Below are 13,440 nucleotides of genomic sequence, written 5' to 3'. Positions count from 1 at the left end.
TGTAAATTTTAATACCTGAATCTAGCATTATCCACGATTATTTGTGTAATATTTGTGTCAAATTTTTTACTTAAAACTTGCGAAAGCGCTCAAAATAATTCCGTAGCATCATTACAGTGTTTTTAGTCAATAAGAATATTTAATCTACTGAAGAAGTAAACTCCTAGCCCAATATTAGATAAAGATTTTGTTCGTAGTGAGCGATAAATCGCTCTCTCTATGTAAGTCAAGTACACAAATGAAGCCTTTTATATGCAAGAGACTCTATTAGCTGCGCTCACAAAGAATGATGAAAGTAGACTTTCAAAGCAGGTTTATTGTCTAGCCGAGCCTGATTTTTTCATTCCAGGTTGCTGAGGTTGAGTTGGGGCATTTGGTTGGCGACTAGTGCGAAAAGTCACATTCACGCCTTCATTCGATTGTTCTAGCACTAAAAGAGGCGTAGGCTTAGCCTTTTGATCCCAATGCATGGAAGCAATCCGACCTTGAATTGTCGGTTGCCATGTATCTTCATCTTCTATTGGACTCAGGTAAGTTTCAATACAGTCAATAATTTGGCTAATAGTCGCAGAAGTTGCTTGCGTAGGTAACTTCATTAACCGGATTTGGATGCGAAACAGTACTCGCTTAGCAGGGTTCGCTGGGCTACCAGTTTCATACTCTACATCAAAAGTTTCATCGACCTGTCGTCCAGTACTATTAGCAATTCCTAATGTTCCTTGTTGAGCTTGATTTGGACGCAGAGCTTGAGAAATTTTATCTTTGACCTTGATCTTAACTTGATTAAGGATTGCAAAATGAAACACCTCCTCTGACATCCGCATTCGCAGATAATCTAGGTTAAAGTCCCGTGAGTTGACCAAATCGGGATTAGTTTCCATTTTGCGAATTGTTTCCAGCGCCAGCTTAAACTTTTTATCTAGTTCTCGCACACGGAATTTTTCAAACTTGATTTTTTTCTCCAGCTGATTCATCTGGAGTTTGCTATATACAATCAAAGCAATCACCGCTAAAGCCAGTCCTCCAGAAGTTATCACCAAAAAAGGTGGTGTTTGAGGATCGCTTGCGGGCACTTCCTGGGATGCCTTTTTAGTTTTTGACCCTGGGGATTGGGCAAGAAACATCGAAGTGAGCATAGTTGACAAACTGAAAAACTTGACTCCTGATTTTTAGGATGCCCAAATCTGGAATACCATCTTGCTGTACCATTAATATTTTTTACAGCTTTTCTCAAACCGCATATGTCCAGACACTTAAGCGTCCCTGCTGAAGGTTCAACAAACCTAATACCCTTGTCTAAGATTTCATCTACTTGCTTGAGCAATATTCGTCTTGTTGCCACAGATATGGATGGCACTCTAACCAAACGAGGAAAATTCACTGCTACACTCTTGCAAGCGCTGGAGGATTTGGCCGCATCTGGCATCCCAGTGCTAATTGTCACGGGACGTTCAGCCGGTTGGGTAAGTGGATTGAGTAGCTTGATGCCGATTGCGGGGGCTATGGCAGAAAATGGCGGTTTATTCTTTCCATCCGGGAACCAGAAACCAGTAACTTTAACACCTATTGCCGATTTAGCTGAGCATCGCCAGCATTTGGCTATAGCTTTTAAGCAATTACAAACCAAATTTCCCCAAATTCAGGAATCTGCTGACAATCGCTTTCGCATTACTGACTGGACTTTTGATGTAGCTGCTTTGAGTTTAAGTGAACTACAAACCCTCGATAATCTTTGTCAGCAAATGGGTTGGGGATTCACCTACAGCAATGTGCAATGCCATATTAAACCCCAAGGGCAAGATAAAGCTGTGGGCTTGTTACAGGTATTGCGCGGATACGTTCAGTACTCACCAGAACAAGTTGTCACTGTTGGCGATAGCCCCAATGATGAAAGTTTATTTGATCCCCGCTATTTTCCGGTTTCTGTAGGCGTGGCGAATGTGCTGGAATATGTCAATCAATTACAATATCAGCCTGCTTATGTAACTACATATGCCGAAGTAGAAGGATTTTGTGAGTTATGTAGTTATCTTCTGAAAAGCTTGGAAATACCCAGAAGTTAGGGAGCGCCAGACTTGCTCTAGAATAAATTGGTAGCACTGAATTTATAACCATGACAGCTATTCTACCTGTCAGTATCGAATCTCAACCCTTCTACCCTAGTGCTGATGGTCAACCAGTGGCGGAAACCTACGATCACCTTTATGCATTGCTTACCACCCTGGAAGTGCTCAAACAATATTTAGCAGAGCGTCAAGCAACAGTATTGGGAAATCAATTTCTTTACTATGCACAGGGATTTCCCAAGTTGCGGGTTGCCCCAGATGTGATGGTAATTTTTGATGTAGCACCTGGCGGTCGAGACAACTATAAAATCTGGGAAGAGGGTCAAGTACCCACAGTCATTTTTGAAATGACATCTTTTGGTACAAAGGAACAAGATGAAATCTTCAAAAAGACTCTCTATGAGCAGCTAGGTGTTAAGGAATACTGGTTGTTTGATCCGAAAGGCGAGTGGGTAGAGCAACAGTTACGTGGTTATCGCTTGCGGGGAGAAACCTACGAAGCTATTCAAGATGGCCGCAGTGAACCTTTACAACTGCGCTTGGTGCTTGAGGGTCGGCTGATTGGGTTTTATCGAGAGGATACGGGTGAAAAATTACTGATCCCCGGTGAGCTAGCAGAGGCGTTACGGCTAGAAGTTGCAGCAAGGCAGCAAGCAGAAGAACGAGCAGAACAAGAACGTCAACGAGCAGAACAAGCACAATTGCAAATAGAACAATTAAAGGCAAGGTTGAGAACGCTCGGCGTTGACGACCCTGATACTCTGCAATAAGAGTCTAATCAAGGTGATACAGAATTAGAAATCATTATTGAGGTAGAGGTTTCGCTCAGGTAGAGGCTTTAAATTGTCGTTCCTGTTACTGCTGGTTAACTGATTAATAACGCGATCGCCTGGCCATATTTCTTTTTTACCACCGACCATAGCAATTGCGCCGTTCACAGATGCGTAGACATAGCTCGCAACTTGCATTGCCAAAGATAGTTTTTTTATAGGAACATATACAGGAGTAGCTTTGTCAACAGATATTAGTAGATCAAGCTCTAACTTTTTGGTCTTCTTTGAGTGCAAACTCAGTATTTGCTCCACATTTTTGTAACCAGTTTTACCTAAATTACAGTTAATTGCACAAGAATATTAGCTTGTACTGATCAAACCAGGTTTTGCAACTTATTAAATAATATTCAGGTCAGTTTATGTAACATCCATGACATTTGATTTGATACTCAATACCCTAGAATCTGTTTTCATGAAGGGCTAATCCTGGAATCTCTAGCTGGAGTCAGAGCAAAACCGCAATTTTGTCTGCAAAACTACACCTCAAGGTACTATGTAGTTTCAAAACCAAGCATTTATATTCAAGATATGAGATTGCTATTTTGGGTATTAGCAATTAATAAGTTAAAGAAATACCATTTTTATAATTTCTTTGTTATTTTGTATTTAGTGGGACAGTTCTTCATCATTTGGTGGGTTTAAATATCAATTAGTTAAACCATTTCCCTGTTCCAATACTGGATGTTAATTATTTGTTTTGTGCTCGTCTTATATCTACAAGCACAAAGTAAATGACCGAAATATGTTGCATACTAACATCTCAAATTAGCGAATAGTTTATCAACACAAGGAAAACCTTGCTTACAACAATGCTCAAAACAAATAATCGGCGTATTGTTTTCCCTGCTTTTATTAATGCTGTAGGAGAAAACCAGAAAGTAGGGAATAAAAACAAGTTTGCTCAGCCTAAATTAGATTTACTGCAACCATTACGTATATGGCTTGACAAACTCGAAATTCCGAATCGGAAATTAGCTAAGTTTATTGCTAAACTGATTCCTGCTCAGTGTCCGTTCGAGCGTGATGTGATGCTGTTTGGTCGCAAAATTGGACATATTCCCCCCATGTGCAAGCTCAATCCCCTTTATGATCAACTTGTAGGCTTGCGTTTTCGCGCTTTGTGTTATTTAGTAGATCAGTGTGGAGAAGATATTCAGTCCTACTGCTGAAAATAACTAAAGTAAACATGGCATGGAAATTAAAATTGAGCATCAACCCAGTCAAGAGCGTCTTAATCAATTAGGTGTGTTCAAATGGGCCATTTGGAAAAAGGAAATCTCTAAGTTTCCTTGGACGTATGATTCTCAAGAAACTTGTTACTTTTTAGAAGGTGATGTAATTGTTACTCCTGATGGTGGACAGCCAGTGCAGATGGGTAAAAGCGATTTGGTAACTTTTCCTGCTGGTATGTCCTGTGTATGGGAAATAACAAGTGACGTGAAAAAACATTATTACTTTGCTTAGTCAAGAGCAGAGATGTGCTGGTTCCAAAGCATTTTTATCTGCTTTATTTTCTAGAACACAAACATCTCATAACTCGGTTCAAATTTTAATTGTAGGGAGGTTCGCAACGAGAGTTGTAGGACAGGCAAAATTAGTAAAGTGCTTGTATCTGTATCTTACAAAACTCGTTGCAACTCTATCTCCTAAACAATATTTCTAAAAATAAATAGCAGAAATATTTTGCCAAATTGGTGGCTGATATCCAAAAATATAGTAGAGACGTTGCATTGCAACGTCTCTACAGTCGTTGATATTCATTAAAATCGCCGTATTTCATAGTGATTATTTCCGTATGAAAGAAAGGGAGTTCATAATCATGTTAGTGGGAAATTAATTATAGAAGATGCTATCCAGTAGCAAGAGGTTGCTTCCCACCGCAATTGTAATGAGGGAAATTCTAAAAAATGTTACTTCATTTAAGTACTTGGCAGGAAGTCGAAGCTTATTTACAGCAGTCTCAGGGTATTATTTTACCTATTGGTTCCACCGAGCAACATGGGCCAACGGGATTAATTGGCACTGATGCTATTTGTGCAGAAGCGATCGCTCGTGGTGTAGGTGATGCAACCCAGGCGATCGTTGGCCCTACAATCAATGTAGGAATGGCACTGCACCACACCGCCTTTCCTGGCACAATCAGTCTGCGTCCCAGTACTTTGATTCAGGTGGTGCGAGACTATGTGACTTGTTTAGCCAAAGCTGGTTTTACCAAGTTCTACTTTATCAACGGACACGGCGGCAATATTGCCACTCTCAAAGCTGCTTTCTCCGAAACTTACGCCTACTTAGAAGATTTGCAGATTGCCAATGCACAACAAGTACAATGTCAAGTGGCTAATTGGTTTATGTGCGGTTCTGTTTATAAGCTAGCTAAAGAATTGTATGGCAACCAAGAAGGCTCACATGCTACCCCAAGCGAAGTAGCGCTCACTCAATACGTCTATCCAGAGGCGATTAAGCAAGCACCCCTCTCACCAGAAGTTGGAACTGGACACAGGATTTATGGTGCAGCTAACTTTCGAGCGCATTATCCAGATGGACGCATGGGATCAAATCCTGGCTTGGCTACACCGGAACATGGCAAGCAATTCTATGACTTGGCGGTGAAGGAACTCAGTAATGACTATTTGGAATTTGTGAACGCAGATTAAAGAAAGGCAAAAGCTACTTATTTTTTTCGCTTGTTGGGCGCACCATCACGGTTACTAGAGTTTTGACTAAACCCGTAATTGCAACTATCACAGTAGCAATTCCCCCAATCGATAATGAAGTTAAAATTGCCATTGCAAGGATGATTTCAGTAGGACTGTACCCGTCTCGCATCCAGGTAGATGGTTTCTCTAGCGATGTTGGCGAGGCGGGGATCAATTGGGAAGTCTGAGTAGTTTGATTGGAATTGGCTGGAGTTATTAGGGCAGTTTTCATGGCTCGAAGCTCTTTTAAATGTTTCTATGCAAATGATATTTCTGCGTTGAAGAGAAGAGATTCCCTAGAGATGTAGACAAAGTAGAAATTAAGTAGAATCAAGGAGAAATCTCACAAGCTGTCTATGCAATGGGCTGATTTTCTAGCAAAAGAAGCTGCTACTCATGGGTTATCCCCGGAGCAAACGGTAGCTTTTGTAGAGCGTTTGAAAACTGAAAACTCAGGGAAGAGTGAGGCAAAACTTGCCAGCTTAAACATCGGTGCTGCTGCTTTCAAAAAACGGATGACTGAGGTTTATGACAAGTTCGCTCAGAGTTATCCTGAGTTAGCCAATTCTGAAAGCCGGGGTAAGCTAGAAAAGTTACGGGCTTGCCTGGCAAGGAAATATAATTGCGGGCAAGATGCCCACCCTACAATTAAAGAAATTCATCACAATATTCCCTCTGCTGTTCCATATCTGGATACAATGCCAGATTTGTCTTTGGAAACACTGCTGAAGCGGCTAGAAAAAATCGCCTTCTTACATCTAAAGTACAGTGAAAAATAGAGGGCAGGCGTTGCTCTCTAAATAAACTGAGGATAAATTTATGCGAACAGTACCAATCCAATTACCAGAAACAGTATTTTCAGCACTTCGTAAAAATCCTGAAGAATTTATCCAATAAATGCGAATTGCAGCAGCAGTTAAATGGTATGAATTAGGTGACATTTTACAAGCCAAAGCAGCAGAAATTGCTGGGCTAACTCGTGCTGAATTTATTAATGCTTTATCACGCTACCAAGTAGATTTTATGCAACATACTGCCCAAGAGTTAGCCGAGGAACTGGCTAATGTCGATTAATTGTGAATTATTAACTCTTCACCTTTGATTGTTCTTTTAAAAAGTCAGCAAGCGCAATTAATTCCACAATTATTCACAGAAATTTTAGTTCCATTAGGTGTTTTTGAATAAGTCATAACAAAAGATGATATCACATCTACACAACTCCCCAGTATTTATTGGATAAAAACAGTAGAAGTTAATACTATTGCTCCTGTTGTAGCAGCTTGGGATTTGGGAAAGAGAGAATCACAAGTATTGAGTTTGGCACTAAAAAATTCAGATTGTGCGGCTATTGTTGACGATAGAGCAGCACGGCGTTGTGGTCAAGCTTTAGGTATTACTACTATTGGAACAGGAGGCTTGCTGATATTAGCAAAAAGACGTGGACTAATCCCAAGCATATCTCCTGGAATTCAAGCTTTGCGTGACGCTGGTTTGTGGTGATCCGATACTTTAGTCAATTTACTCAAACAACAAGCAGAGGAATAGCGATCGCTTATCAATTCTAACTTCAAATAGTGATACCTTTCCTGCGGAACGCTACGCGAAAGATAAACTGTTCAGGCATAGCCCATCGTAGACATCGCTAAGCTGTATAAAGTACAAAACTCGAAACTTGAGGTTCAAAGGCTCAACTGTCAGCCTCTAAGGCTCAAGTGGCGATCGCATCAAAGTAATTCAAAATAGAAAAGTGGGTTATAAGTTCTAAACATGAAGATAAAAGTTGTATTAGAACCCAGTGATGAAGGCGGATACACTGTCCATATTCCCTCACTTCCAGGCTATATCAGTGAAGGGGAAACTATCGAAGAAGCATTAGAAAATATCCAAGAAGCAATTGAACTTTGCCTTGAGCCACTAGAAAATGAATTGGTTGTCCAAGAAGGAGTAATCGTGAGGGAATTGGTACTATGAGCAAGGTTCCCAACCTAAACTACACTGAGATTATCGCTGCTTTAGAACGGGATGGATAGTTGTCCGTCAGCGAGGTAGTCACATTAGACTCAAAAAAACCATGCCAGATGAAGTCTTTAATTTGACAGTTCCGGCTCATCGACCAGTCAAGCGTTCTACTCTGGCTAAGATTTTAAAACAAGCTCGTATAGAAGTTGAACGATTTTTAGAGTTACTATAAAAGCGATCGCTCTCCATGTCCTCTGCCGTTAAAAACAATATCCCCCTCTCCAGTGATAAAAAGAGAGGGGGTAAGATTTTACTTACATCCTAAAGACTCGCGAGTATCGACACCAGTTTTAGAATTCACACCATTTGCTTTAGCGCAGAGCTTTTTCACCTGCTGTCCATCTAAAATTGCATTCGTGAAATCAGCACCCGTGATATTAACATCATCGAAAGTAGAACGTAGCATCATTGCATCTGTCAAAACTGTATCACTTAAATCAACGCTCTTAAACCTTGCTAGATAGGCTATGCCATTACTAAAATCTGCACCATGCAGATTTACTCCCTCCAAGACACTACCGTTAAATACACCACCGCGTAAGTCAGCATTGCTAAAGTTGGAATTCTCTAGATTGACATTGGTAAACTCAGTGCCAACTAAATTTTGACCAGAGTAATCCTTGCCTTTGAATTCATCATTACCAGCAGAACGGGTAATACTAGATGAACTTGCAGCTTGCGCCGATAGAGGAAACAAAAAAAGAACCATAGCTAAAACAAAGCTAGCTAGTAGTCGTCCATATTTCATAATGTTTTCTTAACAAAACTCAACACTTGCATCATTAACTATTAAACCTCACTGGGCTGAAGTATAAAGTGTGAAATTTTCAGCCTTGAGCCTTGAGCCTTCATCTTTTGCTAGCATCCCGTAGGATAGATAGATGTTGAGGTGCGATCGCAAAATTACCTGTGGCTAATCAAGAAGAAATCATCCAATCCTTGGCGCGAACTCCTTTATATCAACTGGGTGTAGAACTCAGAGCACGCCTTACCAGCTTTGGCGGTTGGGAAATGCCCGTACAATTTAGTGGCATTAGCCGCGAACACGAGGCTGTCAGAAATACAGCCGGGATGTTCGATATTTCCCACATGGGCAAATTTACCCTCCAAGGTAAAAACCTCATTTCCCAACTCCAGCCTTTAGTGCCTTCAGACTTGAGTCGATTGCAACCCGGTCAAGCGCAATACACCGTATTGTTGAATCCCCAAGCGGGAATTATTGACGATATCATTGTCTATTACCAAGGTGAAGATACTGGGATACAGCAGGCGTTAATTATAGTCAATGCATCAACCACGGGTAAAGACAAAGCATGGCTATTACAACATCTCAACCTAGATGAGGTGCAATTTCAAGATATTTCGCCAGATAAAGTTTTAATTGCTGTGCAGGGGCCAAAAGCAATTAAATATCTCCAAACCTTGGTGCAAGAAGACTTACAACCAGTCAAAGCATTCGGACACCTCCAAGCAACAGTACTAGATAAACCAGCTTTCATTGCCCGTACAGGTTACACCGGAGAGGATGGCTTTGAAGTGATGGTAGATCCAGATGTCGGGGTAGAATTGTGGCGAAAACTCCATAATGCTGGTGTCATCCCTTGTGGACTGGGTGCGAGAGATACCCTGCGCTTAGAGGCAGCAATGGCACTTTACGGGCAAGATATCGATGACACCACCACTCCCTTAGAAGCAGGTTTAGGGTGGCTGGTTCACTTGGACACCAAGGGTGATTTTATTGGTAGGGCAGTTTTGGCACAGCAAAAAACCGATGGGGTGCAAAGCCGACTCGTAGGTTTGCAAACTCAAGGACGCAACATTGCCCGTCATGGCTACCAAATTCTATCCGCAGGTAAAATCGTGGGAGAAGTTACCAGTGGTACTGTATCGCCTACACTTGGCTATCCCATTGCCTTAGCTTACGTTCCCACCCAGCTAGCGAGTGTTGGTCAGCAGCTAGAAGTAGAAATTCGTGGCAAAGCTTACCCAGCAGTTGTAGTTAAACGTCCCTTTTATCGCTCAAAAAATCGTGTCACTAACTGATAACCATCGAAGTTTTTGAGGATAATGTGTTGTGAGTTACTCAATCTACAGTATGGTTAATTACCAAATATGACCACAATTACTGTTGGGGTGATAAGTTTTTTGATACGAGAGAGGAAATAATATGTCGTCTTTTGAATATCCTCAGGATTTAAGATACCTGGATACTCATGAATATGTCAGGATAGATGGCGAGATTGCCACTATTGGCATTACTGATTTTGCCGTAGACCAAATGGGCGATGTCGTGTTTTTAGAACTGCCAGAAATTGGCGACGCTCTAACTAAGGGAGAAACCTTTGGCTCAATTGAATCAGTGAAAGCCGTTGAAAGCCTGAGTTCGCCCGTAACTGGTACAGTCATCGAACGCAATGAAACCTTGATTGAATCTCCTGAACAAGTAGCAGATGACCCTTACGCCGAAGGGTGGTTCTTGAAAGTGCGCGTCAATGACCCTGGTGAAGTTGAGGACGCCTTGACAGCGGATGAGTACCGCGCTCAGGTGGAAGGGGAGTAGAGAAGAGGTAGGGGGCAGGGGGGCAGGGGAGGTAACTAACAATTATTCTTGTTCACCTATTCAATATCTTCCCAGTCCCCAATCCCCAATCCCTAGTTTTTGTTGCAAAATATGAAATAGTTGCGTCTGGAGTTGAATTTGTGGTATCTTACGCCTCTATTCCTAAGTCTAGCGATCGCCAAGTGCTAGACGAAAAAGGTCAAAAGTTTAGTGATTTTACGCAAAGGCACATTGGGCCTAACTCAAATGACATCCAGCGAATGCTTGAGGTATTAGGTTTTTCCAGTTTAGATGCCCTCATTGACCAAACAGTGCCGCAGGCGATTCGGCTGAATAAACCGCTACAGTTACCAGAAGCACAAAGTGAGTATGCAGCACTAGCAAAGTTAAAACAAATTGCTGCGAAAAATCAGGTTTGCCGCTCATTTATTGGTATGGGATATCACGACAGTATTACCCCACCCGTAATTGGGCGAAACATTCTAGAAAACCCTGGTTGGTATACTGCATACACCCCTTATCAACCAGAAATTGCCCAAGGACGACTAGAAGCGCTGCTAAATTTCCAAACAATGATTATCGACCTCACAGGTTTGGAAATTGCCAATGCTTCATTACTCGATGAAGCCACAGCAGCAGCGGAAGCGATGAGCTTAAGTTACGGCGTTTGCAAAAATAAGGCAAATGCCTATTTTGTTTCTCGTGACTGCCATCCCCAAACCATCGACGTGTTGCAAACACGGGCTAAACCCCTGGGGATTAACATTATTGTTGATGACCATCAGACATTTGATTTTGATCAACCAATTTTCGGTGCAGTCTTGCAATATCCTGCAAGTGACGGCATCATTTACGACTACCGCGCTTTTATAGAAAAAGCCCATGCTGAGGGTGCATTGGTGACGGTAGCAGCAGATCCCTTAAGCCTAACTTTGCTAACACCCCCCGGTGAATTTGGCGCTGATATTGCTGTAGGTAGCACCCAGCGGTTCGGTATTCCGTTAGGGTTTGGAGGGCCCCATGCGGCATACTTCGCCACGAAAGAAGAGTATAAACGGCAGGTTCCAGGGAGAATCGTGGGTGTATCAAAGGATGCCTTCGGGAAACCTGCATTGCGTCTCGCCTTGCAAACCCGCGAACAGCACATTCGCCGTGATAAAGCCACCAGTAATATCTGTACAGCACAAGTGCTGCTGGCGGTGATGGCAAGTATGTACGCTGTCTATCATGGCCCAGATGGATTGAAGAAAATTGCTGATAAAATCCACCAATTAACTTTAATTTTGGCAGAAGGATTGAAGCGCCTGGGTTATGAGATAAGTTCCCAGAATTTTTTTGACACGCTGCGGGTGGAATTGGGAACACATAAATTGGAAGCAATTCTTGAAGCTTGTCAAGCACGAAATATTAACCTACGGATTTTTGACACAACTACCGTCGGCATCTCACTAGACGAAACTACTACATTAGAAGACTTAATTGACCTCTGGCAAATTTTCGCAGGTACAGACGATTTACCTTTCACCATAGAAGAGTTAACTTACTCCCCTCTTTCCCTCTCTCGTCAAAGCAGTTACCTAACTCACCCCGTCTTTAACCGCTATCACTCCGAAACTGAGTTGTTGCGTTATCTGCACAAACTAGAAACTAAAGACTTGTCCTTAACTACATCGATGATTCCTTTAGGATCATGCACGATGAAGTTAAATGCCACATCTGAGATGATCCCAGTGACTTGGGAGGAATTCGGCAAGATTCATCCATTTGCTCCCCTGTCTCAAACGCGGGGTTATCAAATCCTGTTTCAGCAACTTGAGGCATGGTTAGCTGAAATTACCGGGTTTGCGGGAATTTCTCTGCAACCAAATGCTGGTTCTCAAGGCGAATACACAGGGCTTTTAGTGATTCACCAATATCATGAAAGTCGTGGTGAAGCACACCGCAACGTCTGTTTAATTCCCCAGTCAGCACATGGGACAAACCCCGCAAGTGCGGTGATGTGCGGGATGAAGGTAGTGGCGGTTGCCTGTGATTTAGAAGGTAATATTGACCTTGATGACCTAAAAGCTAAGGCAGAAAAACATAGCAACGAACTCGCCGCCTTGATGGTGACATATCCTTCAACTCACGGTGTTTTTGAGGAGCAAATTCAAGAAATCTGCGCTGTTGTCCATGCCCACGGTGGCCAAGTTTACATGGATGGGGCGAATATGAATGCCCAAGTGGGAATTTGCCGTCCTGGAGATATTGGCGCGGATGTCTGTCACTTGAATCTACACAAAACCTTCTGTATCCCTCATGGTGGCGGTGGCCCTGGCATGGGGCCCATTGGCGTCGCTTCCCATCTTGTGCCATTTCTCCCCGGACATCCCGTATTAGGGGCTGGGGACTGGGGACTGGGGACTAGGAAGAAGGAAATTCCCAATACCCAACATATTGGTGCTGTTGCTGCTGCACCTTGGGGTAGTGCCAGCATCTTGGTAATTTCTTGGATGTACATTGTCATGATGGGTGCAGCTGGTTTGACGCAAGCAACTAAAGTGGCAATTCTCAATGCTAATTACATTGCTAAGAGACTTGAACCTTACTACCCCGTTCTATATAAAGGGAAAAATGCTTTAGTTGCCCATGAGTGCATTTTGGATTTGCGTAGCTTGCGAGGCGCTTCGCCATCGCTCAAAAAATCTGCGAGCATTGAAATCGATGATGTTGCCAAGCGTCTCATGGACTACGGTTTCCATGCGCCGACTGTCTCCTGGCCTGTGGCGGGTACAATCATGGTGGAACCTACAGAAAGCGAATCTAAGCAAGAGTTGGATCGTTTTTGTGATGCCATGATTGCTATCCGAGCCGAAATCGCTGAAATTGAATCAGGCAAGGTGGATGTTCAAGATAATCTCTTGAAGAATGCACCCCATACTGCCGAAAGCCTTATTGCTGGAGAATGGCATCATCCCTATTCTCGTGAACAAGCTGCCTACCCTGCGCCTTGGACTCGTGAACATAAATTCTGGCCGGCTGTTGGCCGCATTAACTCAGCTTTTGGCGATAGAAATTTTGTTTGTTCTTGTCTGCCAATGGACGCTTATTAAATCAGTAAACAGTAAACAGTAAACAGTAAACAGTAAACAGTTATCAAGGCTTATGGTGGGAGATTTAAACCCGCCAGATAGCGCCTGCCACTAATTGACTTTCAGTTATTAGTTTTTAGTTGGAAGTGATCACTGATATAGTAGGGGACTTAAACCCAATTATCTTGACTGATA

The 13,440-nt window shown here is 42.4% G+C and carries 16 protein-coding genes and 1 pseudogene; 13 read left to right on the top strand and 4 right to left on the bottom strand.

Translation table 11 applies throughout. From position 1 onward, the window contains the following. Positions 1 to 314 precede the first annotated feature (314 nt). The gene (locus FNW02_RS00995; RefSeq protein ID WP_191755733.1) at positions 315 to 1,136 is read right to left on the bottom strand and encodes a hypothetical protein; all 822 of its coding nucleotides are present in this window, start codon (positions 1,134 to 1,136) and stop codon (positions 315 to 317) included. Positions 1,137 to 1,241: 105 nt separating this feature from the next. Between FNW02_RS00995 and FNW02_RS00990 the strand changes: the two genes are divergently transcribed. Then, a complete protein-coding gene (locus FNW02_RS00990; protein WP_191755732.1) occupies positions 1,242 to 2,063 on the top strand; it encodes an HAD family hydrolase in 822 nt (273 codons plus the stop codon). A 50-nt stretch (positions 2,064 to 2,113) separates the two neighbouring features. Further along, on the top strand, positions 2,114 to 2,836 hold the full coding sequence (locus tag FNW02_RS00985; RefSeq protein WP_191755731.1) for a Uma2 family endonuclease: 723 nt from the start codon (positions 2,114 to 2,116) through the stop codon (positions 2,834 to 2,836). 24 nt (positions 2,837 to 2,860) lie between these two features. On the opposite strand, the gene FNW02_RS00980 is transcribed toward FNW02_RS00985, so the two are convergent. Further along, positions 2,861 to 3,034: a hypothetical protein gene (locus FNW02_RS00980; protein WP_191755730.1), complete on the bottom strand. Its 174-nt coding sequence runs from the start codon at positions 3,032 to 3,034 to the stop codon at positions 2,861 to 2,863. 674 nt (positions 3,035 to 3,708) lie between these two features. Between FNW02_RS00980 and FNW02_RS00975 the strand changes: the two genes are divergently transcribed. From FNW02_RS00975 to FNW02_RS00965, 3 genes are all read left to right on the top strand, one after another. After that, complete coding sequence (locus tag FNW02_RS00975) at positions 3,709 to 4,068, top strand: Mo-dependent nitrogenase C-terminal domain-containing protein (RefSeq protein WP_191755729.1); 360 nt, start codon at positions 3,709 to 3,711, stop codon at positions 4,066 to 4,068. Positions 4,069 to 4,090: 22 nt separating this feature from the next. Next, positions 4,091 to 4,363, top strand: coding sequence for a cupin domain-containing protein (locus FNW02_RS00970; protein WP_191755728.1), 273 nt, complete (start codon positions 4,091 to 4,093; stop codon positions 4,361 to 4,363). Positions 4,364 to 4,806: 443 nt separating this feature from the next. Next, positions 4,807 to 5,553 carry a creatininase family protein gene (locus tag FNW02_RS00965; RefSeq protein ID WP_191755727.1) on the top strand — a complete coding sequence of 249 codons (747 nt, stop codon included), beginning with the start codon at positions 4,807 to 4,809 and terminating at the stop codon, positions 5,551 to 5,553. Between the two features lie 13 nt (positions 5,554 to 5,566). Here the strand turns inward: FNW02_RS00965 and FNW02_RS00960 are convergent, their stop codons facing one another. Continuing rightward, positions 5,567 to 5,827, bottom strand: a complete 261-nt coding sequence (locus tag FNW02_RS00960; protein WP_191755726.1) for a hypothetical protein — start codon at positions 5,825 to 5,827, stop codon at positions 5,567 to 5,569. 124 nt (positions 5,828 to 5,951) lie between these two features. Here FNW02_RS00960 and FNW02_RS00955 point away from each other — a divergent pair, with 124 nt between their 5' ends. The 5 genes and pseudogenes from FNW02_RS00955 (at position 5,952) to FNW02_RS00935 (ending at position 7,786) form a co-directional block, all read left to right on the top strand. After that, positions 5,952 to 6,374 carry a hypothetical protein gene (locus tag FNW02_RS00955; RefSeq protein ID WP_191755725.1) on the top strand — a complete coding sequence of 141 codons (423 nt, stop codon included), beginning with the start codon at positions 5,952 to 5,954 and terminating at the stop codon, positions 6,372 to 6,374. A gap of 40 nt (positions 6,375 to 6,414) precedes the next feature. Next, positions 6,415 to 6,669, top strand: a pseudogene (locus FNW02_RS00950) (UPF0175 family protein). Positions 6,670 to 6,882: 213 nt separating this feature from the next. Then, positions 6,883 to 7,095 carry a DUF3368 domain-containing protein gene (locus FNW02_RS38305; protein ID WP_225225329.1) on the top strand — a complete coding sequence of 71 codons (213 nt, stop codon included), beginning with the start codon at positions 6,883 to 6,885 and terminating at the stop codon, positions 7,093 to 7,095. A gap of 267 nt (positions 7,096 to 7,362) precedes the next feature. Beyond that, complete coding sequence (locus FNW02_RS00940; RefSeq protein ID WP_191755724.1) at positions 7,363 to 7,566, top strand: type II toxin-antitoxin system HicB family antitoxin; 204 nt, start codon at positions 7,363 to 7,365, stop codon at positions 7,564 to 7,566. 55 nt (positions 7,567 to 7,621) lie between these two features. Further along, positions 7,622 to 7,786, top strand: a complete 165-nt coding sequence (locus FNW02_RS00935) for a type II toxin-antitoxin system HicA family toxin (RefSeq protein WP_348535354.1) — start codon at positions 7,622 to 7,624, stop codon at positions 7,784 to 7,786. Between the two features lie 78 nt (positions 7,787 to 7,864). On the opposite strand, the gene FNW02_RS00930 is transcribed toward FNW02_RS00935, so the two are convergent. Next, positions 7,865 to 8,362, bottom strand: a complete 498-nt coding sequence (locus FNW02_RS00930) for a pentapeptide repeat-containing protein (protein WP_191755723.1) — start codon at positions 8,360 to 8,362, stop codon at positions 7,865 to 7,867. Between the two features lie 161 nt (positions 8,363 to 8,523). Between FNW02_RS00930 and gcvT the strand changes: the two genes are divergently transcribed. The 3 genes from gcvT to gcvP all read left to right on the top strand — a co-directional run bounded on the left by gcvT (position 8,524) and on the right by gcvP (position 13,266). Then, a complete protein-coding gene (gcvT, locus tag FNW02_RS00925; protein ID WP_191755722.1) occupies positions 8,524 to 9,657 on the top strand; it encodes a glycine cleavage system aminomethyltransferase GcvT in 1,134 nt (377 codons plus the stop codon). Between the two features lie 124 nt (positions 9,658 to 9,781). Then, positions 9,782 to 10,174: a glycine cleavage system protein GcvH gene (gene gcvH / locus FNW02_RS00920; protein WP_191755721.1), complete on the top strand. Its 393-nt coding sequence runs from the start codon at positions 9,782 to 9,784 to the stop codon at positions 10,172 to 10,174. 140 nt (positions 10,175 to 10,314) lie between these two features. After that, complete coding sequence (gene gcvP / locus FNW02_RS00915; RefSeq protein ID WP_191755720.1) at positions 10,315 to 13,266, top strand: aminomethyl-transferring glycine dehydrogenase; 2,952 nt, start codon at positions 10,315 to 10,317, stop codon at positions 13,264 to 13,266. The last annotated feature ends 174 nt before the right edge of the window (positions 13,267 to 13,440 follow it).

Source organism: Komarekiella delphini-convector SJRDD-AB1 (assembly GCF_014831675.1).
GTDB lineage: Bacteria > Cyanobacteriota > Cyanobacteriia > Cyanobacteriales > Nostocaceae > Komarekiella.
The sequence above is the reverse complement of the archived record's forward strand: the minus strand, read 5'-3'. Positions and strand labels throughout refer to the sequence as shown.